Annotated in this window: 14 protein-coding genes; 10 read left to right on the plus strand and 4 right to left on the minus strand. The window is 68.9% G+C overall.

Annotation, left to right across the window (positions count from 1 at the left end):
- Positions 1 to 59: 59 nt before the first annotated feature.
- Positions 60 to 371, minus strand: a complete 312-nt coding sequence (locus tag ACNUDN_RS26055; RefSeq protein ID WP_419121673.1) for a hypothetical protein — start codon at positions 369 to 371, stop codon at positions 60 to 62.
- Positions 372 to 799: 428 nt separating this feature from the next.
- On the opposite strand from ACNUDN_RS26055, the gene ACNUDN_RS26060 reads away from it, so the two are divergent.
- From ACNUDN_RS26060 to ACNUDN_RS26105, 10 genes are all read left to right on the plus strand, one after another.
- Positions 800 to 1,090: a CDGP domain-containing protein gene (locus ACNUDN_RS26060; protein ID WP_419124582.1), complete on the plus strand. Its 291-nt coding sequence runs from the start codon at positions 800 to 802 to the stop codon at positions 1,088 to 1,090.
- A gap of 177 nt (positions 1,091 to 1,267) precedes the next feature.
- On the plus strand, positions 1,268 to 1,669 hold the full coding sequence (locus ACNUDN_RS26065) for a GtrA family protein (protein ID WP_419125317.1): 402 nt from the start codon (positions 1,268 to 1,270) through the stop codon (positions 1,667 to 1,669).
- A gap of 61 nt (positions 1,670 to 1,730) precedes the next feature.
- The gene (gene dprE1, locus ACNUDN_RS26070; protein WP_419124583.1) at positions 1,731 to 3,113 is read left to right on the plus strand and encodes a decaprenylphosphoryl-beta-D-ribose oxidase; all 1,383 of its coding nucleotides are present in this window, start codon (positions 1,731 to 1,733) and stop codon (positions 3,111 to 3,113) included.
- Entirely contained in the window at positions 3,114 to 3,908 is a 795-nt protein-coding gene (gene dprE2, locus ACNUDN_RS26075) for a decaprenylphospho-beta-D-erythro-pentofuranosid-2-ulose 2-reductase (RefSeq protein ID WP_419124584.1), read from the plus strand.
- A gap of 82 nt (positions 3,909 to 3,990) precedes the next feature.
- Complete coding sequence (locus tag ACNUDN_RS26080) at positions 3,991 to 5,847, plus strand: galactan 5-O-arabinofuranosyltransferase (RefSeq protein WP_419125318.1); 1,857 nt, start codon at positions 3,991 to 3,993, stop codon at positions 5,845 to 5,847.
- Between the two features lie 4 nt (positions 5,848 to 5,851).
- Positions 5,852 to 9,091 carry an arabinosyltransferase domain-containing protein gene (locus tag ACNUDN_RS26085; RefSeq protein ID WP_419124585.1) on the plus strand — a complete coding sequence of 1,080 codons (3,240 nt, stop codon included), beginning with the start codon at positions 5,852 to 5,854 and terminating at the stop codon, positions 9,089 to 9,091.
- A gap of 116 nt (positions 9,092 to 9,207) precedes the next feature.
- Complete coding sequence (locus tag ACNUDN_RS26090; protein WP_419125319.1) at positions 9,208 to 12,405, plus strand: arabinosyltransferase domain-containing protein; 3,198 nt, start codon at positions 9,208 to 9,210, stop codon at positions 12,403 to 12,405.
- Between the two features lie 92 nt (positions 12,406 to 12,497).
- Entirely contained in the window at positions 12,498 to 15,728 is a 3,231-nt protein-coding gene (locus tag ACNUDN_RS26095; protein WP_431960917.1) for an arabinosyltransferase domain-containing protein, read from the plus strand.
- The gene (locus ACNUDN_RS26100) at positions 15,725 to 16,636 is read left to right on the plus strand and encodes an MBL fold metallo-hydrolase (protein WP_419124586.1); all 912 of its coding nucleotides are present in this window, start codon (positions 15,725 to 15,727) and stop codon (positions 16,634 to 16,636) included. Before ACNUDN_RS26095 ends, ACNUDN_RS26100 begins: the two co-directional genes overlap by 4 nt.
- 83 nt (positions 16,637 to 16,719) lie before the next feature.
- A complete protein-coding gene (locus ACNUDN_RS26105) occupies positions 16,720 to 17,847 on the plus strand; it encodes a transporter substrate-binding domain-containing protein (RefSeq protein ID WP_419124587.1) in 1,128 nt (375 codons plus the stop codon).
- Between the two features lie 3 nt (positions 17,848 to 17,850).
- Here ACNUDN_RS26105 and ACNUDN_RS26110 read toward each other — a convergent pair whose 3' ends face one another.
- Genes ACNUDN_RS26110 through ACNUDN_RS26120 form a run of 3 tightly spaced genes read right to left on the minus strand, consistent with a single transcriptional unit; the run spans position 17,851 to position 20,572 of the window.
- Positions 17,851 to 19,269 carry a serine/threonine-protein kinase gene (locus tag ACNUDN_RS26110; protein WP_419124588.1) on the minus strand — a complete coding sequence of 473 codons (1,419 nt, stop codon included), beginning with the start codon at positions 19,267 to 19,269 and terminating at the stop codon, positions 17,851 to 17,853.
- A gap of 33 nt (positions 19,270 to 19,302) precedes the next feature.
- Positions 19,303 to 19,686: a hypothetical protein gene (locus ACNUDN_RS26115; protein ID WP_419124589.1), complete on the minus strand. Its 384-nt coding sequence runs from the start codon at positions 19,684 to 19,686 to the stop codon at positions 19,303 to 19,305.
- Positions 19,670 to 20,572: a DUF4331 family protein gene (locus tag ACNUDN_RS26120; protein ID WP_419125321.1), complete on the minus strand. Its 903-nt coding sequence runs from the start codon at positions 20,570 to 20,572 to the stop codon at positions 19,670 to 19,672. The genes ACNUDN_RS26115 and ACNUDN_RS26120 overlap by 17 nt, the downstream gene beginning before the upstream one ends.
- Positions 20,573 to 20,580 lie beyond the last annotated feature (8 nt).

Below are 20,580 nucleotides of genomic sequence, written 5' to 3' on the forward strand. Positions count from 1 at the left end.
TCACCGCCCTGAGGGCAATCTCGGCGGGTTCGGTGGGTTCGGCATCTCGGTGCCGGGTGTTATTTGACGTCGACGTAGTAGACGCTGGCGCCGGTTTTGCTGTTCTGGTAGATGCGGCGGTCGTAGCGGTTGTCGCGGACCGTGGAGCGGATGTCGCCGCCCTTGTGGACGCCGACCACCGAGGCCTCCGACAGCGGGGCACCCGAGAGGCGGTTGACCACGACCCGGTGGCCCTGGGCCTCCAGCTGGGCGATGGTGGCATCGGCGTTGCCGGCGGTGGGTGCCGCCGCGGCGGGGGCAGCCAGGCCGACTACTGCGGCCGACAGGCCGGCGGCGATGGCGGTGGTGGCGGCAATGGTGAGGTTTTTCATGGTGTGCTCTTCCCTGTGTCGGGGTCGCAGCCGTGGAGCGTGTCGCGCGGTTTCGACTCGGTGGTGGTGATTGGCGGTGTTCGATCTTTCCGATCTGACCGGTTAAACCAGCAGGTCAGGCAGATAATTCCGGTGGCAGGAATTGCACGGCCGATGGCCGGAATCCACCCCCGCACCCCCGCCCCGGATATCGCCACAGCGCACCGCACGCGCCGTCGGCGACCGGGCGGTCCGATCGATGACGAGCCGCCCCGGCGCGGCGTCACACTCGGCAGCGGCCGACACAAAGACCGGAAAACGGCTGGGACAGCCGGTAGCGTCGGAGGTCGGTGACGGGGCCGCCGGCGGTTTGCCATCTCGTGCAATCGGCAACTCACCGACAGCTTCGCCGGCAAGCTTCCCCAACAGCGTGGTGACGGGAGACGACCATGAAACGCGGCATCGTCGGGGTATCGGCGGCACTGCTGCTGGCCACCCAGCTGATCACGTCGGCGCCACCGGCGGGCGCCGGGTGTGTGCTCGGCGGAGGGTTCATCAGCAAGTGCGACGGGCCCGTTCAACCGGATGGCACCTGGCTGCGGTGCGTGGGCGTCCCCCGCGGTGTCGCGAGCGGATTCAGCTCCCACCAGGTGCCCGAACGAATCTGCAATCTGATGGGCCCCGGACAGCACGTCGCGGATCCCGCCATCGCCGACCCGCCGGTACACCTCGCCGACTGAGCGGCTGACGCGTGGGCCGATCGTCGAGATTGCGTTCCGGGCGGTGACAGCTCCGGATTGACGGCCCTGAGCCCAATCTCGGCGTACTCAGCGGCCGAGACGGTCGGCGGGCAGCCGGTGGCCGTGGGCCGGCGACCGCGCGGGTGGCCGTAAGCTGCGCGGGTGGCCGAGCCCCCGATGTCACCGCAGCTGAGCCTGAAGACGCAGATCTGGCGCTTCCTGGTCACGGGCGGACTGTCCGCGGTCGTGGACTTCGGTCTGTACGTCGCGCTGCTGGCGGCGGGGCTGCACGTCAACGTCGCCAAAACACTCAGCTTCGTCGCCGGTACCACCACCGCGTACCTGATCAACCGGCGCTGGACGTTCCAGGCGCCGCCGTCCAAGGCGCGCTTCGTCGCCGTGGTGGTCCTCTACGCCGTCACCTACACCGTGCAGGTGGGCATCAACTACGTCTTCTACATGGAATTCGAGAATCAGCCGTGGCGGGTCCCGGTCGCCTTCGTCATCGCCCAGGGCACTGCAACGGTGATCAACTTCATCGTGCAGCGCGCGGTGATCTTCCGGTTGGCCGGAGCGTAGCCGCCGCGCAATCAATCGCGGTGCGCTGAGCGTCGCGACTCAGGCGGTACCCTCTGTGACGATGTCGAGCACCGAATTCGCGACCACCACCAGGCAGCTGACCGGCTGGGGACGTACCGCCCCGTCGGTGGCCGAGGTGCTGTCGACGCCGGACCCCGAGGTCATCGTCACCGCGGTCACCCGGGCTGCGGAGTCCCCGGGCCGAGGCGTTCTGGCACGCGGGTTGGGCCGCTCCTACGGCGACAACGCCCAGAACGGCGGCGGCCTCGTCATCGACATGAACGCGCTGAACCGCATCCACTCCATGGACGCCGACAGCCACTTGGTCGACGTCGACGGTGGGGTCAACCTCGACCAGTTGATGCGCGCCGCGCTCCCGCTCGGACTGTGGGTCCCGGTACTGCCGGGCACCCGCCAGGTCACCATCGGCGGTGCCATCGCCTGCGACATCCACGGCAAGAACCACCACAGCGCCGGCAGCTTCGGAAACCATGTCCGATCCATGCAGTTGCTGACCGCCAACGGCGAGGTCCAGACCGTGACCCCGGACGGAGCCGACTCCGACCTGTTCTGGGCCACCGTCGGCGGCAACGGACTGACCGGCATCATCCTGCGGGCCACCATCGAGATGACGCCCACCGAGACGGCCTACTTCATCGCCGACGGCGACGTCACCGCCTCGCTCGAGGAGACCATCGCCTTCCACAGCGACGGCACCGAGGACAACTACACCTACTCCAGCGCCTGGTTCGACGCCATCAGCCCGCCGCCCAAACTCGGCCGCGCCGCGATCTCCCGCGGCTCACTGGCCACTCTCGATCAGCTCCCCGCGAAGCTGCAGAAGAATCCCTTGAAATTCGATGCGCCGCAACTGCTCACGTTCCCGGACGTGTTCCCCAACGGTTTGGCCAACAAGTACACGTTCGGTCCCATCGGTGAGCTCTGGTACCGCAAGTCGGGCACATATCGGGGCAAGGTGCAGAACCTGACGCAGTTCTACCACCCGCTCGACATGTTCGGGGAATGGAACCGAGCCTACGGATCAGCGGGTTTCGCGCAGTATCAGTTCGTGGTCCCCACCAGCGCAGTCGACGAGTTCAAGGCCATCATCGTCGACATCCAGCGGTCCGGGTTCTACTCGTTCCTCAACGTGTTCAAGTTGTTCGGGCCGGGAAACCAAGCACCGCTGAGCTTTCCGATCCCCGGGTGGAACGTCTGCGTAGACTTCCCGATCACGCCCGGCCTCAACGAGTTTCTCAACGGACTCGACAAGCGCGTACTGGAGTTCGGCGGAAGGCTCTATACCGCCAAGGACTCCCGCACCACCGCCGAGACCTTCCACGCCATGTATCCGCGCATCGACGAATGGATCGCGCTGCGCCGCAAGGTTGATCCCGACGGTGTCTTCGCCTCCGACATGGCCCGACGACTGGAGCTGCTCTAGATGGTGTTCGATGCGACCGGCAATCCGCAGACGATTCTGCTCCTGGGTGGGACCTCGGAGATCGCCCTGGCGATCGCGCAGCGCTATCTGCGCAATGCCCACGCCCGGATCGTGCTGGCCGACCTGCCCGGCCACCCCCGCAAAGATGCCGCGATCGAACAGATGCGGGCCGCCGGTGCCAGGGCTGTCGAGTGGCTCGATTTCGACGCGTTGGACACCGAGAAACACCCTGAGGTGATCGACGCGGCGTTTCGCGCCGACGGCGCCCCCCACGACGTCGACGTGGCGGTCGTGGCCTTCGGATTGCTCGGCGACGCCGAGGAGCTCTGGCAGAACCAGCGCAAGGCCGTGCAGATCGCCGGAATCAACTACACCGCAGCTGTTTCGGTGGGAGTCCTGCTCGGCGAGAAGATGCGCGCACAGGGTTCGGGGCGCATCATCGCGATGAGCTCCGCGGCCGGCGAGCGGGTGCGGAGATCCAACTTCGTCTACGGGTCCACCAAGGCCGGTCTCGACGGATTCTATCTGGGACTCGGAGAAGCGCTGCGCGAGTTCGGTGTTCACGTCCTGGTCATCCGGCCCGGCCAGGTGCGCACGACGACGACGATCGAGCACTGGAAGGCCACCGGGGCCAAGGAGGCGCCCTTCACCGTCGACAAAGAAGACGTCGCCGAGTTGGCGGTCGCCGCATCGAACAAGGGCAAGGACCTGATCTGGGCTCCGGGCCTGTTCCGCTACGTCATGATGGTGCTGCGCCATATCCCGCGCCCCATCTTCCGCAAGCTGCCCATCTGATCCGGTGGGTAGCAGCGAAGCGACCCCGACTGTGCACGCTGCCCGCTCCGCGGCCGCGCCCGCGGTGAGGACGGCCGCCGAGATGATCGCCGCGACCGTGATCGCGGTCGCCGTCGCCGCGGTCAGTCTGTTCGCCATCGCCCGTGTCGAGTGGCCGGCCTACAACTCGTCGAATCAACTGCACGCGCTCACCACCGTCGGACAGGTCGCCTGCCTGATCGGACTTCTCGGCTGCGGCCTGCTGTGGCGCAGCGGCCGGCGGACCCTGGCCCGAGTCGGAGCCCCGGTAATGCTGTCGGCGTTCTCCGTCGTCACGCTCGCGATGCCGCTGGGCGCCACCAGGCTCTATCTGTTCGGCATCTCCGTCGACCAGCAGTTCCGCACCGAGTACCTGACCCGGTTCGCCGACCAGCCCGCCCTCAACGACATGACCTACATCGGGTTGCCGCCGTTCTATCCGCCCGGCTGGTTCTGGATCGGCGGCCGCCTCGCGGCGTTGACCGGCACTCCCGGCTGGGAGATGTTCAAACCGTGGTCGATCGTCTCGATCACCGTCGCGATCGTGCTTGCCCTCGTGCTGTGGGTCGCCCTGATCCGCTTCGAGTACGCGCTCGTCGTCGCCACCGCCACCGCCGCCGCGGCGCTGGCCTACTCCCCCGCCGAGCCCTACGCGGCCATCGTCGCGGTGCTGCTCCCCCCGGTGTTCGTGCTCGCCTGGTCCGGCCTGCGAGCCGGCGCCCGCCCCGTCGAGCCGGGGACCGGACGCCACGGCGGCTGGGCGGCGATCGTCGGCACCGGGCTCTTCCTCGGCGTCACCGGGCTGTTCTACACCCTGCTGCTCGGCTATGCCGCGTTCACCCTGACCCTGATGGCCGGACTGCTGGCCATCACCCGCCGCCACTGGGAACCCCTGCTGCGCCTGCTGACCATCGCGGTGATCTCCGGTCTGGTCGCGCTGATCGGCTGGGGCCCGTATCTGCTGGCCGCCGCCCGCGGCGCTCCGGCCGAGAGCGGCACCGCACAGCATTATCTGCCCAAGGACGGCGCCGAATTGTCGTTCCCGATGCTGCAGTTCACCCTGCTCGGGGCGCTGTGCCTGCTCGGCACGGTGTGGCTGGTGATCTACGCCCGTAGTTCTGCGCGGGCGGGGGCGCTGGCGGTCGCGGTGTTGGGTGTCTACGCCTGGTCGCTGCTGTCGATGCTGGCCACCCTGGCCGGCACCACACTGCTGTCGTTCCGTCTGCAGCCGACCCTGACCATACTGTTGGCCGCCGCGGGTGCCTTCGGGTTCATCGAGGCGACGAAGGCCCTTGCCCGCCGGGTCAAACCCGCCAACGCACACCGGGTGGTGGCGGTGGCCACCGCGGTCGGGACGCTGGGTGCGGTGACCTTCAGCCAGGACATCCCCGATGTGCTGCGCTCCGACATCGTCGTCGCCTACACCGACACCGACGGCTACGGCCAGCGCGCCGACCGGCGCCCGCCCGGAGCCGAGCAGTACTACCGCGAGGTCGACGCCCGGATCCAGGAGGTCACGGGTAGGCCCCGTAACGAGACCGTCGTGCTCACCGCCGACTACAGCTTCCTGTCGTACTACCCCTACTACGGGTTCCAGGGATTGACCTCGCATTACGCCAACCCGCTCGCGCAGTTCGACCAGCGCGCCCGAGCCATCGAAAGCTGGGCGTTGCTGACCGACGCCGACCAGTTCGTCGAGGCGCTCGACGGTATGCCGTGGCAGTCACCCTCGGTGTTCCTGATGCGCCGCGGCGCCAATGACACCTACACGCTGCGCCTGGCTGAGGACGTCTACCCCAACCAGCCGAACGTGCGGCGCTACCACGTCGCCCTCGACGACGCGCTGTTCGACGACCCGCGGTTCGACGTGTCCAGCGTCGGGCCGTTCGTGCTGGCCATCCGCAAGCCATCTACCATCTAGCCCCGTGGTCCAGCAGGCGGCGTCGGTCGAACCGACACGGGCGGTCGCCAACCACCGCACCGTGCGGTTGATCGCGATCGTCGCGGGACTGCTCGGCACGATGCTGGCCGTGGCGACGCCGTTCCTGCCGGTCAACCAGACCACCGCAGAGCTGAACTGGCCGCAGGAGGGCGTGCTGGGCAGCGTCGACGCCCCGCTGATCGGTTATGTCGCGACCGATCTCGAGATCACCGTCCCGTGCAGCGCCGCGGCGGGTCTGGACCGCCCCGGGCGCACGGTGCTGCTGTCGACGGTGCCCAAACAGGCACCCAACGCCGTGGACCGCGGCCTGCTCATCGAACGGGTCAACGACGACCTGCTCGTCATCGTCCGCAACACCCCGGTGGTCAGCGCGCCGCTGGACCAGGTACTCAGCCCGGCATGTGACCAACTGCGGTTCACCGCACACGCCGACCGCGTCACCGGCGAGTTCGTGGGTCTGCAGACCGAACCCGAGGGCGCCGGCCAGGAGCCGTCCGCCGAACCGCTGCGCGGCGAGCGCAGCGGCTACGACTTCCGGCCGCAGATCGTCGGGGTCTTCACCGACCTGTCCGGTCCGGCGCCGCCCGGACTGGAGTTCTCGGCGACCATCGACACCCGCTATTCCACCTCCCCGACGCTGCTCAAACTGCTCGCGATGATCGTCGGCGTCGCGATGACGGTCATCGCGCTGGGCGCACTGCACGTGCTCGACCGGGCCGACGGCCGACGACACAAACGCTTCCTGCCGCCACGCTGGTGGTCGCTGACCCCGCTGGACGGACTGGTCGCCGCGGTGCTGGTGTGGTGGCACTTCGTCGGCGCCAACACCGCCGACGACGGCTACATCCTGACCATGGCCCGGGTCTCCGAGGGCGCCGGATACATGGCGAACTACTACCGGTGGTTCGGCACTCCGGAGGCGCCGTTCGGCTGGTACTACGATCTGCTCGCGCTGTGGGCCAACGTGTCCACCACCAGTGTGTGGATGCGGTTGCCGACCCTGTTGATGGGTCTGGCCTGCTGGTGGGTGATCAGCCGCGAGGTGCTCCCCCGGCTGGGCACGGCGGTCAAGCACAGTCAGGCCGCAGCGTGGACGGCCGCCGGCCTGTTCCTGGCGTTCTGGTTGCCGTTGAACAACGGCCTGCGCCCCGAACCGATCATCGCGCTGGGCATCCTGCTCACCTGGTGCTCGGTGGAGCGCGGTGTCGCGACCAGCCGGCTGCTTCCGGTGGCCGTCGCGATCATCATCGGCGCGCTCACCCTGTTCTCCGGCCCCACCGGCATCGCCGCGATCGGCGCTCTGCTCGTCGCCATCGGACCGCTGAAAACCATTGTCGCCGCCCATGTCTCACGTTTCGGCTATCTCGCGCTGCTGGCGCCGATCGCCGCCGCGGGCACGGTCACGATCTTCCTGATCTTCCGCGACCAGACCCTGGCCTCGGAACTGCAGGCCTCCAGCTTCAAGTCCGCGGTCGGCCCGAGCCTGGCCTGGTTCGACGAACACATCCGCTATTCGCGGCTGTTCACCACCAGCCCCGACGGCTCGGTGGCGCGCCGGTTCGCCGTCCTCACCCTGCTGCTGGCACTGGCGGTGGCGGTGGCGATGACGTTGCGTAAGGGCAGGATTCCGGGGACCGCAACGGGCCCGACCCTGCGCATCATCGGCATCAGCGTGATCTCGTTCCTCGCGATGATGTTCACCCCGACCAAGTGGACGCACCACTTCGGGGTGTTCGCCGGGCTGGCCGGTTCGCTCGGGGCGTTGGCCGCGGTCGCGATCTCGGCCGCCGCGATGCGCTCCCCCCGCAACCGGGCGATGTTCACCGCCGCGGTGCTGTTCCTGACCGCACTGTCGTTCGCGACGGTGAACGGCTGGTGGTACGTCTCCAACTTCGGGGTGCCATGGTCCAACGCGTTCCCGGAATGGAAGTTCGGGTTCACCACCATGCTGCTGGGGCTGTCCCTGGTGGCGTTGCTGGTCGCGGCGTGGCTGCATTTCTCCGGACGCGATGTGCCGTCGGATGTGGCGCCGCCGCGGTGGAAGCGAATCACTCAGGCGCCGTTGGCGATCGTGACCTGGGCGCTGGTCATTTTCCAGGTGTTCTCGCTGACCGTCGCGATGCTGGGGCAGTACCCGGCGTGGACCGTGGGCCGGTCCAACCTGCAGGCTCTCACCGGTAAGACATGCGGCATGGCCGAGGACGTCCTGGTCGAACCGGACGCCAACGCGGGCATGCTCACCCCGATCGGGGTCGCGATCGGCGACGCGCTCGGTGAGGTGACCTCTGACGGCTTCCGTCCCAACGGTATTCCGTCGGACGTCTCGGCCGATCCGGTCATGGAACAGCCCGGCTCGGACAACTTCGCCGATTCCGACGGCAGCGGCGAGACCGGCAACGAAGCCGGCACCGAAGGCGGCACCACCGCCGCCGCGGGGGTCAACGGCTCCCGTGCCCGCCTGCCGTACGGACTGGACCCGGCCACCACCCCGGTGCTGGGCAGCTGGCGCAGCGGCACCCAGCAACCGGCGTTCCTGCGCTCGGCCTGGTATCAGCTCCCGCCCGGCTGGAATGCACAGGACCGCTCGGAGTCACTGTTGGTGATCTCGGCCGCCGGACGATTCGATGCCAGCGAGGTCGTCGTGCAATGGGCCGGCCCCGACGGTGAACCGGCGGGCAGCATCGAGTTCGGCGATGTCGGTGCCGCCCCGGCGTGGCGCAACCTCCGGGCACCGCTGTCGGCCATCCCGGCCGAGGCCACCCGGATCCGGCTGGTCGCCAGCGACGACGATCTGAGCCCCGAGCACTGGATCGCGGTCACCCCACCGCGCATCCCCGAACTGCGCACCCTGCAGGACGTCGTCGGTTCCAGCGATCCGGTACTGCTGGACTGGCTCGTCGGCCTGGCCTTCCCGTGCCAACGCCCGTTCGGACACCGCAACGGTGTGATCGAGGTGCCGCAGTGGCGGATCCTGCCCGACCGGTTCGGCGCCGAGGCCAACTCGCCGGTGATGGACTACCTCGGCGGTGGGCCGCTCGGGATCACCGAGCTGTTGTTCCGCGCCATGACGGTGCCGACCTACCTCAAGGACGACTGGTTCCGCGACTGGGGCGCACTGCAACGGCTGGTGCCGTTCTATCCCGACGCCGAGCCGGCCCGGCTGGATCTGGGCACCGAGCAACGCAGCGGGCTGTGGAGCCCGGCGCCGCTGCGGTTGAGTTGACCGCTCGGCCGCGCCCCGGCACGCCGGAGGTCGGCACAAAGAAACGTCGCATACCATCGAGCCTCGTGCCTGCCCCGTCCGCCCGTCTCGTCGCCGTCATCGCGGGGCTGCTCGGAATGGTCCTGTGCGGGCTGGCTCCGCTGCTTCCGGTGACTCAGTCCACCGCCACCATCGTCTGGCCCCAGGCCGCCGATGAGGACGGGTTCGTCGGCGACATCACCGCCCCGCTGGTTTCCGGCGCGCCGCGCGCGCTGGAGGTCACCATCCCGTGCGCGGCGGTCGCCACGTTGCCCGACGACGACGGGGTGGTGTTCTCCACCATCCCGGCCGGCGGTATCGACGCCGGCCGCAACGGGCTGTTCGTCCGCGCCAACGCCGACGTCGTCTACGTCGCGTTCCGCGACACCGTGGCCGCGGTCGCTCCCCGCGCGGACGTGGAGTCGGGTGCCTGCAGCGAGCTGCGGATCTGGGCCGACGTCGGTGCGGTCGGCGCCGACTTCGTCGGTATCCCAGGCGCCGCGGGCACGCTCGCTGCGGACAAGCGGCCCCAGGTCGCCGGTGTCTTCACCGAACTGGAGGCGACCCCCGATTCCGGGGTGCGCGCCCGCATCGACGTCGACACCCGGTTCATCACGGCGCCGACGACGCTCAAGCTCGCCGTCATGGTGCTCGGTGTGCTGTGCGTGCTGGCCGCGGTCGTCGCGCTGGCGATGCTGGACCGTGCCTGGGGCCGGCGCCTCCCGCGCGGCGCCCGCCGGCACCGCGCCGGTCTGTGGACCTGGCTGACCGACGCCGCCGTCATCGGCGGGCTGTTGATCTGGCACCTGGTCGGGGCGTTGTCCTCGGACGACGGCTACAACACCACCATCGCCCGGGTCTCCGGCGAAGCCGGCTACATCACCAACTACTACCGCTATTTCGGCGCGTCGGAGGCGCCGTTCGATTGGTACCAGAGCGTGCTGGCCCAGCTGGCGTCGGTCAGCACCGCCAGCGTGTGGCTCCGGTTGCCGGCCACGGCTGCCGCGATCGGCACCTGGCTGATCATCAGCCGCTGCGTGCTGCCCCGGCTCGGCAGGCGGGTCGCGGCCAACCGGGTCGCCGTGCTGACCGCCGGCGCGGTGTTCCTGGCCGCGTGGTTGCCGTTCAACAACGGACTCCGGCCCGAACCGCTGATCGCGTTCGGTGTGGTCGCAGCGTGGATGCTGGTCGAGAACGCGTTGGGGACGCGCCGGTTGTGGCCTTACGCCGCGGCCATCGTGGTCGCGGTGTTCTCGGTGACGTTGGCCCCGCAGGGACTGGTCGCGGTCGCCCCGCTGCTGGTGGGTGCGCGCGGTGTGACACGGATCGTGGCGGCGCGTCGTCCCGCCGCCGGACTGCCGGCGCAGTTGGCGCCGCTGGCGGCCGCGGCGTCGCTGGTGTTCGTGGTGGTGTTCCGCGACCAGACGCTGGCCACCGTCGCGGAGTCGGTCCGCATCAAGTACGTCGTCGGGCCGACCATCCCCTGGTATCAGGAGTTCCTGCGCTACTACTTCCTCACCGTCGAGGAAAGCGTCGACGGATCGCTGACCCGGCGCTTCTCGGTGCTGATCCTGCTGCTGTGCCTGTTCGGCCTGCTGGCCGTGCTGCTGCGCCGCGGCAGCCTGCCGGGCGCGGTGAACGGACCGGTGTGGCGGCTGGCCGGCACCACAGCGATCGGACTGTTGTTGTTGACCTTCACCCCCACCAAGTGGGCGGTGCAGTTCGGCGTGTTCGCGGGCCTGGCCGGCGCCCTGGGTGCGGTCACGGCGTTCGCGTTCGCCCGGGTCGGCCTGCACAGCCGCCGCAACCTGGCCCTCTACGTGACCGCGCTGCTTTTCGTGCTGGCGTGGGCGACCTCGGGGATCAACGGCTGGTTCTACACCGGAAATTACGGGGTGCCGTGGTTCGACAAGCAGCCGGTGATCGTCGGCTACCCGGTCACCACCATCTTCCTGGTGCTGGCCATCGTAGGGGGCCTGCTCGCGGGCTGGCTGCACTTCCGGATGGACTACGCCGGGCACACCGAGGTCGCCAACACCGGGCGCAACCGGGCGCTGGCGTCCACACCGCTGCTGGTGGTGGCGGTCATCATGGTGGTGCTGCAGCTGGGGTCGATGGTGAAGGCGACGGTGGGCCGGTACCCCGTCTACACCACCGGCGCAGCCAACATCGCGGCGCTGCGCTCCGGGCTCGACGGCACCTCGTGTGCGATGGCCGACGACGTCCTGGTCGAGGCCGACACCAACGCCGGCATGCTGACCCCGGTGCCCGGGCAGCGTTTCGGCGAGTACGGTCCGCTCGGCGGCGAGAACCCGGTGGGTTTCACCCCCAACGGAGTCAGCGACACCTTGGAGCCGGCCGAGCCGGTGGCCGCCAACCCGGGCACGGTCAACTCCGACGGCCCGGTCGACAAGCCGAATATCGGTGTCGGCTACGCGGCAGGCACCGGTGGGGGCTACGGGCCCGAAGGGGTCAACGGCTCACGGGTGTTCCTGCCGTTCGGGCTCGACCCCGGCACCACGCCGGTGATGGGCAGTTTCGGCGAGAACACCGTCGCGGCGAAGGCCACTTCGGCGTGGTACCAGCTGCCGGACCGCACCCCGGACCGCCCGTTGGTGTCTGTCGCCGCGGCGGGGGCGATCTGGTACTACAACGAGGACGGCTCCTTCAACTACGGCCAGTCCCTGAAGCTGCAGTGGGGTGTGCATCGGCCGGACGGGTCCTATGAGGAACTCGGGGAGGTGCAGCCGATCGACATCTTCGTCCAGAAGGCGTGGCGCAACCTGCGCTTCCCGCTGGCGTGGGCACCGCCGGAGGCCAATGTGGCGCGCATCGTGGCCGACGACCCGAACCTGTCCGAGGACCAGTGGTTCGCGTTCACCCCGCCACGGGTGCCGGTGCTGCAGAGCGCTCAGGACTATCTGGGCCGCGACACCCCGGTGCTGATGGACATCGCCACTGCGGCGAACTTCCCTTGCCAGCGGCCGTTCGCCGAGCGCCTGGGGATAGCCGAGCTCCCCGAGTACCGGATCATGCCGAACTTCAAGCAGATCGTGGTGTCGTCGAACCAGTGGCAAGCCGCCCAGGACGGCGGGCCGTTCCTGTTCATCCAGGCGCTGCTGCGTACCGAGTCGATCCCGACATATCTGCGCGGGGATTGGTACCGGGACTGGGGTTCGTTGGAGCGCTATCTGCGGGTGGTGCCCGAAGACGAGGCGCCCGACGCCGTGATCGAGGAAGGGTCGACGCGTGTGTTCGGCTGGAACCGAGGCGGACCGATCAGGGCACTGCCGTGAGCGGCACATCGGGTGATGCCGTGAGCGGCACATCGGGTGATGCCGTGAACGGCACGTCAGACAACGCCGTGAACGGCACATCAGATAAAGCCGTGAACGGCACATCGGTCCGCGACGATGTGCGGATCGCGCGGTGGGTCGCCACCATCGCCGGTCTGCTGGGCTTCGTGATGGCGGTGGCGGTACCGCTGCTGCCCGTCACCCAGACCACGGCGACATTGAACTGGCCGCAGCAGGGCGAGCTCGCGAACGTGACGGCCCCGCTGATCTCGCAAGCGCCGGTGAATCTGACCGCGACCGTGCCGTGCGAGGTGATCGCCGGCATGCCGGCCGACGGCGGTCTGGTTCTGGGCACCGCACCGGCGGAGGGCCGCGACGCCGCGCTCAACGCGATGCTGGTCAACGTGACCGGCGGCGGTACCCAGCGCACCGAAACCGGTGGCGGCCGGGTCGACGTGATCGTGCGCAACGTCGTGGTCGCCAGCGTGGAGCGGGACCGGGTGACCGGCACCGGTTGCGAGCGGATCGAGATCACGTCGTCGCTGGACGGCACGTTCGCCGAGTTCGTCGGCCTCACCGACGACGACGGCGCCCCGCTGCGCAGCGGGTATGCCGACCCCAACCTGCGGCCGGCGATCGTGGGGGTGTTCACCGACCTGACCGGCCCGGCGCCGCCGGGGATGTCGTTCTCGGCCGATATCGACACCCGCTTCACCACGGAGCCGACGGCGCTGAAGTTGGCCGCGATCGTGCTGGCGATCGTCTGCACGGTCATCGCGCTGCTGGCGCTGTGGCGCCTGGACCGGCTCGACGGGCGCCGGATGCACCGCCTGATCCCGACCCGCTGGCGCACCGTGACCGCCGTCGACGGCGTGGTGATCAGCGGATTCGCCATCTGGTACGTGATCGGCGCGAACTCCTCCGACGACGGCTACATCCTGCAGATGGCGCGGGTCGCCGAACACGCCGGGTACATGTCGAACTACTTCCGCTGGTTCGGCAGTCCCGAGGATCCGTTCGGCTGGTACTACAACGTGCTGGCGCTGATGACCCAAATCAGCACCGCCAGCATCTGGATCCGGCTGCCGGATCTGATCTGTGCCCTGGTGTGCTGGCTGCTGCTGTCGCGCGAGGTGTTGCCCCGCCTGGGTCCCGCGGTGTCGGGCAGCCGGGCCGCGCTCTGGGCGGCCGGACTGGTGCTGCTGGCGGCGTGGATGCCGTTCAACAACGGGCTGCGGCCCGAAGGGCAGATCGCCACCGGCGCGCTGATCACCTATGTCCTGATCGAGCGTGCGGTGACCTCGGGCCGGCTGACGCCGGCCGCGCTGGCCGTCACGACGGCGGCGTTCACCCTGGGTATCCAGCCGACCGGTCTGATCGCGGTCGCGGCGCTGGTCGCCGGCGGACGCCCCATCCTGCGGATCCTGATGCGCCGCCGCCAGACGGTCGGATTGTGGCCGCTGTTGGCACCGCTGCTGGCTGCGGGCACGGTGATCCTGGCGGTGGTGTTCGCCGACCAGACTTTGGCGACGGTGTTGGAGGCCACCAAGATCCGCACCGCGATCGGGCCCAGTCAGGAGTGGTACACCGAGAATCTGCGCTACTACTACCTGATTTTGCCGACCACCGACGGTGCCATCGCACGACGGGTGGCGTTCCTGTTCACCGCGCTGTGTCTGTTCTCGTCGCTGTTCATCATGTTGCGGCGCAAGCGGGTTCCCGGCGTGGCCCGCGGCCCGGCGTGGCGGCTGATGGGCGTCATCTTCGCCACCATCTTCTTCCTGATGTTCACCCCCACCAAGTGGGTCCACCACTTCGGCTTGTTCGCGGCCGCCGGTGGTGCGATGGCTGCGCTGGCGACGGTGTTGGTGTCACCGGTGGTGCTGCGCTCGGCGCGCAACCGCATGACCTTCCTGGCCGCGGTGCTGTTTGTTCTGGCGCTGAGCTTCGCGTCAACCAACGGCTGGTGGTATGTCTCGAATTTCGGTGTGCCATACAACACTTCGGTGCCTCAGCTGGGCGGGGTGACCGTCAGCGCGGTGTTCTTCGCGTTGTTCGGCATCGCGGCGCTGTGGGCGTTCCTGCTGCACGTGGGCAACAAGCAAGAGTCTCGGCTGGTCCACACGCTGACCGCGGCCCCGATCCCGCTCGCCGCCGGCCTGATGGTGGTGTTCATGATGGCTTCGCTCGCGATCGGGGTGGTGCGTCAGTACCCCACCTACTCCAACGGCTGGTCGAACATCCGCGCGTTCGCCGGCGGGTGCGGCCTCGCCGACGACGTGCTGGTCGAACCGAACTCCAATGATGGTTTCCTGCAACCGATTCCGCCAGCACCAGGTCAACCCTTCTGGGGACCGCTGGGGCCGCTCGGCGGCGTCGACGCGACCGGCTTCTCCCCCAACGGGGTACCGGACCGGATCATCGCCGAAGCGATCCGGCTCAACAATCCGCAACCCGGCACCGATTACGACTGGAACCGTCCAATCGCGTTGTCCCGGCCAGGTGTCAACGGTTCCACGGTGCCGCTGCCCTACGGTCTGGACCCGGCCCGGGTCCCGGTCGCCGGGACGTATTCGACCGGGCCGCAACAGGAGAGCCGCCTGACATCGGCGTGGTATGCGCTTCCGGCCGCCGATGACGCGCACCCGCTCGTGGTGATCACCGCCGCCGGGACGATCGCGGGCACCAGTGTTGCCAACGCGTTCACCTCGGGTCAGACCGTCGAGTTGGAGTACGCCACCGCAGGCCCGGACGGCGCCCCGGTACTGGCCGGCCGGGTCAGTCCGTACGACATCGGCCCCACCCCGTCCTGGCGCAACCTGCGTTTCCCGCGTGCCCAGATCGCCGACGACGCGGTCGCGGTGCGGGTGATCGCCGAGGATCTGTCGCTGGGTCAAGGTGACTGGGTGGCGGTGACGCCGCCACGGGTCCCCGAGGTCCGCTCCGTGCAGGAGTACGTCGGCTCCCAGCAGCCGGTGCTGATGGACTGGGCGGTCGGGCTGGCGTTCCCGTGCCAACAGCCGATGCTGCACGCCAACGGTGTCACCGAGATTCCCAGATTCCGGATCTCACCGGACTACTTCGCCAAACTGCAGAGCACCGACACCTGGCAGGACGGCATCAACGGCGGCCTGCTGGGCATCACCGACCTGCTGCTGCGCGCCTCGGTGATGTCGACCTACCTGTCCAACGACTGGGGTCAGGACTGGGGTTCGCTGCGCCGCTTCGACACCATCGTCGACGCCGAGCCCGCCGAGATCGAGCTCGGGTCCACCACCCACTCGGGGCTGTGGTCACCGGGGCCGATGCGGTTCCAACCGTGACCGGGCGCATCGGCCTGGGCCGGGCCGCGCTGTCACGGGTGGTCGAGGTGCGGGTGCAGATGCGCACGTCGCTGTTCGCCCAGACCCCCGCAGAGGCCTGGCCCGCACACTCCGGCCTGCTCGAACCGGCGTTCTGGGACCGCACCGCCGACGAGTGGAGGATCGTCATCCAGAGCTGGGTGATCCGCGTCGACGGGCTGACCGTGCTGGTGGATACCGGGGCCGGTAACCACCGCGACCGTCCGCACATGCCGCCGCTGCACCAGCTCGACACCGACTTCCTGGCTGCGCTGGCCGCCGCCGGCGTGCAGCCGCAGGACGTCGACGTCGTGGTCAACACCCACCTGCACACCGACCACGTCGGCTGGAACACCCGGCTGCGCGACTCTGACGCCGCGGGCGGCGCCGATACCGCAGCGGATCGCTGGGTACCGACGTTCCCCAACGCGCGCTACCTGATCCCCGAGCCCGACTACCGGCATTTCTCCCCGGACAACCCCGAGGTCGCCGAGCACATGCGCACGGTGTTCGTCGACAGCGTCACGCCGGTCGAACCGCAGATGCAGCTGTTCTCCGGTGACCACCGCATCAGCGAATCGCTCTGGTTGCGGCCCGCTCCCGGGCACACCCCGGGCTCCTCGGCGCTCTGGCTGGACGCGGGCGCGCCGGCGGTGTTCGTCGGCGACCTCACCCACAGCCCGATCCAGCTGCCGCGCCCTGACGATGCGTGCGCGTTCGACGTGGACCCCGCCGCGGCTGCGGTGACCCGCAAGCGGATCCTCACCGAGGCCGCGCGCCGTCGTGCCATGGTGATCCCGGCCCACTACCCCGGCCACGGCGGCGCCACCGTCGTGGCGCGAGGCGACCACTTCATGGTCGACCACTGGCTGGGCCTCCCGATCATCTAGCCGTCGGGACATCTCGCGCGACCGCCACGACACGGGTCGCTAGGGTAGCGGGACCGCCCGAAAACCGAAGGAGTGGTCTTTTCGTGGGTTCGCGCCGCTATGTCCTGGCCGTGACCATGCTGTTCGGGATGTTGCTGCTGGCCCCTCCCGCGGCCGCCCAGCCCGCGGCGGATCAGCAGTCGGAGCCGGTCTCGGTGGCGATCCACACCCTGGAACCGTTCGTCATGGAGACCACCACCGGCAACCTGACCGGGTTCAGCATCGACCTCTGGAACGAGATCGCCAACCGGCTGGACTGGGACACCGAGTTCGTCACCACCGACAACGTCGCCGGCCAGTTGGCCGCTGTGGCCGACGGACGCGCCGACATCGCGATCGGTGCGATCTCGCTGACCGCCGACCGGGAAGAACGTTTCGACTTTTCCCAGCCCACCCTGGAGGGCGGGCTGGCCATCATCGTCCCGGTCCACGACACCCGGCCCGCGGTGCCCGGTCTCGGCGGCTATCTCGACCTGCTGTTCTCCCGCACCATGCTGATCTGGCTGAGCGCAGCGGTGGTGGTCAGCGTCATCCCGGCGCACGTGTACTGGCTCATCGAGCGTCGCGGAGCCAAGCCGGTGGTGTCCCGGTCCTACTTTCCCGGCATCTTCGAGTCCTTCAGCTGGGGCATCGGATCACTCGTCGGAAAGAACAGCACGGCTGCCACCAAAACCATCACCCGGTCGCTGGCCATCCTGTGGGGCTTCGCCGGCATCGTGTTCATCTCGTTCTACTCCGCCAACCTCAGCGCCACGCTGACCGTGGCCAAGCTGGACGCCAAGATCACCGGCCCGGCCGACCTCTACGAGAAATCGGTGGCGACCGTGGGCGGCACCACCGCCGCCGACTACCTGCGCGACATGGGTATCCACGCGACCGAGACCGAGACCATCGACGGCTCCTACCACCTACTGCGCGAGGAGGGTTACGACGCGGTGGTGTTCGATTCCCCGGTGCTGCGGTACTACGTGGCTCATCGCGGGGAAGGGGTGGCGGTGATGGCCGGTCCGGTGTTCCAGGAGGAGGCCCAGGGGTTCGTGTTCAACATCGGCAGCCCGCTGCGCAAGCCGATCAATCAGGCCCTGTTCCGGATGCGTGAGGACGGGACCTACAACCTGATCAAGGAGAAGTGGTTCGGCGACGATGTCGCCACCACCGCCGGAGCCACCTGAGGCTCAGTTCGGGGACTGGGTATCGGCGGATGCCTGGTTGTCGTTGGCGCCCGGATCGGTGTTCTCCTGCAGGATGTCGTCGTGGCAGTCGACCTGGCTCTGCCCGGTCTGCTGCATGCACACCAGCACCGGGGTGTCCGGCCCGCCGGTGTCGGAGCCCGGCTCGGGCGCCCCGCTGGGATGCGGGATCTCCCCCGGATACAGCGACCACAACGGCGCCCCAGTGGACACCAGCCGCGCGCAGTACGCCGGCGCGCCGCCCTCGGTGACCCCTGCCGCGCCCAACGTGGCACAGTCGGCTCCCACCACCACGACCGGCAGCACGACACCGGCTGACGCCGTGGTCGGCGGTGCCGTCGCGGAGCTGGTCGCCTGCGCCTCGTTGCGGCCTTCGCGGCGTTCGAACTGCGCGAGCAGCACCACCGCGGTCACCGCGAGCAGCACCAGCACGATGCCCGCGCCGACCAGCACACCGCGCCGCCGCGAACTCGGTCCGGCGACGGGCTTCGCGTGACGGGGCCCGGTCTGCGCGGCGGCGTACATGGTGGCGTCGGGGTCGAGGGCCACACCGGGCAGCACTGCGGCGTTGCGGTTGGCCAGCGCTCGGGCGAAATCGACGCAGCGGTCGAAACGGTCCGCGGGTGACTTCGACAGCGCCTTCTCGAAAGCCATTCCCAGCGAGGACAACTCAGGGCGTCGCACCGAGATCGAGGGCGGCCGCGCGGTCAGGTGCTGGCTGATGACGATCGCCGGGTTGGAATGCTGAAACGGCGGCGACCCGGTGAGAAGTTGAAACGCGGTGGCCGCCAACGCGTATTGATCTGCCCGGCCGTCGATGAACTCATCGGCGGTCAGCTGCTCGGGCGCCGAGTAGGCCACCGTCCCCACCGTCATGTTCGTCCCGGTCAGGTTACTCACCTCACCCACCCGGCGTGCGATACCGAAGTCGGCGAGCATGATCCGCTCGTTGTCGGTCTCGGGATCGGCGATCAGGATGTTCGCCGGTTTCACATCGCGGTGCAGCAGCCCGCGTTGATGCGCGTAATCGAGCGCTTCCCCGACCGCCGTGACGATCCGGATCACCAGACCCGGCGGCATCCCGTTCGGGTATCGCTCGGCGAGCAGTTTGGCCGCGTCGGTGCCCTCGACATGTTCCATCGAGATCCACAACCGGCCCTCGTACTCACCGCGGTCGTGCACCTGCACGATGTGCGGATGCCACAGCGTCGCCGCGATGTCGGCTTCGCGGTTGAACCGCTCCCGGTACTCGCTGTCGGCGCACACCGAGGCCGAGAGCACCTTGAGGGCGTCATAGCGCGGCAGCCTGGGATGTCTGGCCAGGTAGACCTCGCCCATCCCGCCGGAGCCCAGCCGCCGCGAGATCGTGTACCCGGAGATCACCTCGCCGTCGCTCAGCGGCATGCGCGAGATCCTATGCCGAATACGGCGGCGGCGTCAGGAACGATCACGGAACCGCTGTCTGCGACCGCGCATCCGGTCCACGAAACCGGCCACCGCCTCCGGGTCCACGGTGACCGCGCTCGTCGACTCCCGGATGATCGCGCGCAGGTCCACCCCGTCGATCACGGTGTTGGCCAGCGCCACCAGATCCAGCCGCGCGATCACCGCGTCGACGGTCTCGGCGGAGATCCGCTCCCGCACCATCTCGTCGAGGTCGAGTTCGGCGATCACCGCGGCGACGACCAGCGACAGCACGGCCTGTACCTCCTGCCGCCCCCGGGTGAACAGCCCACCGACCACGGGCAGCGTCTCGCAGGCCCGGTAGGCGCCAAGCAGCAGGGACGCCGGCGCGTCCCCGTCGTCAGCGGGGCGGGCCAAGGTACGGGAACTCGGGGAGCAGGTCGGTGGGTGTGCTCAAACCGCAGACACCCTTGCGGCCGTTGGTCAGGAATCTCGACCGGTAGTCGGCGACATCGTCGGTCAGCGTCCTCCCGTTCGGATACGCGGCCGGTTTGGACGGGTTGAACGTCAGAACGTCCGGCAGCGTGCCCTCGGCCTCGATCGCGGCGATCGCCTCCTCCCGGCTGTAACCGCCGGTGTCGGCCATCAGGTCGATCAGGTGGCCCATCCAGTGGGCGCGGTCGCGATTGGGTTCGCCTGCGCTGAACTCCGCGAGCTCGTCGTCGGTGGTGAAGAACCCGCTGATCCACGGGTGCGCGACGCGGTCGGCGTGCACCCACTGGCCGTCGCGGATCAGGCTGCACCGCGCCCAGATCCGGACATCGGGGGCCGCCCCGAGGTAGCTGGTGGGCAGCTCGACGGCCATCGCGATGACGTTGGAGTCGGTGAAGGACGGATCGCGACGGGCGCCGGCGAAGAACACGAACGCGCCGCCCCGGGAACGCCAGACATGGGGCTGATCGTCGAAGGACACATCGACGTCACCGAAGATCTCCGACCCCGCCGCGGCGTTCACGCGCGCCTCGGACTGCAGCGCCAGGCGCAGATCCACCCGTTGACGACCGTGCGAGGGCTCCGAGAACACGAAGTTGAACGCGATGTCGTTGCGCAGGTCGCCGTCGTTGTCGATCGCGATCCGGTAGACGGCGCCGGGATAGAGCGGGTCGGCGTCCGGGTTCGCGGTGAGGATGAGCGCGGTGCGGGTGGGATCTTTCGGCGTCGGGAACACATACAGATCGCACAGGTCCAGCCGGGGATCGCCCAGCGGTGCGCCCCTTCTCAGTCCGGTGAAGTCAGTCGCCACGGTGTCCA

Origin of the sequence: Mycobacterium sp. smrl_JER01, assembly GCF_048513595.2 — a bacterium.
Lineage (GTDB): Bacteria > Actinomycetota > Actinomycetes > Mycobacteriales > Mycobacteriaceae > Mycobacterium.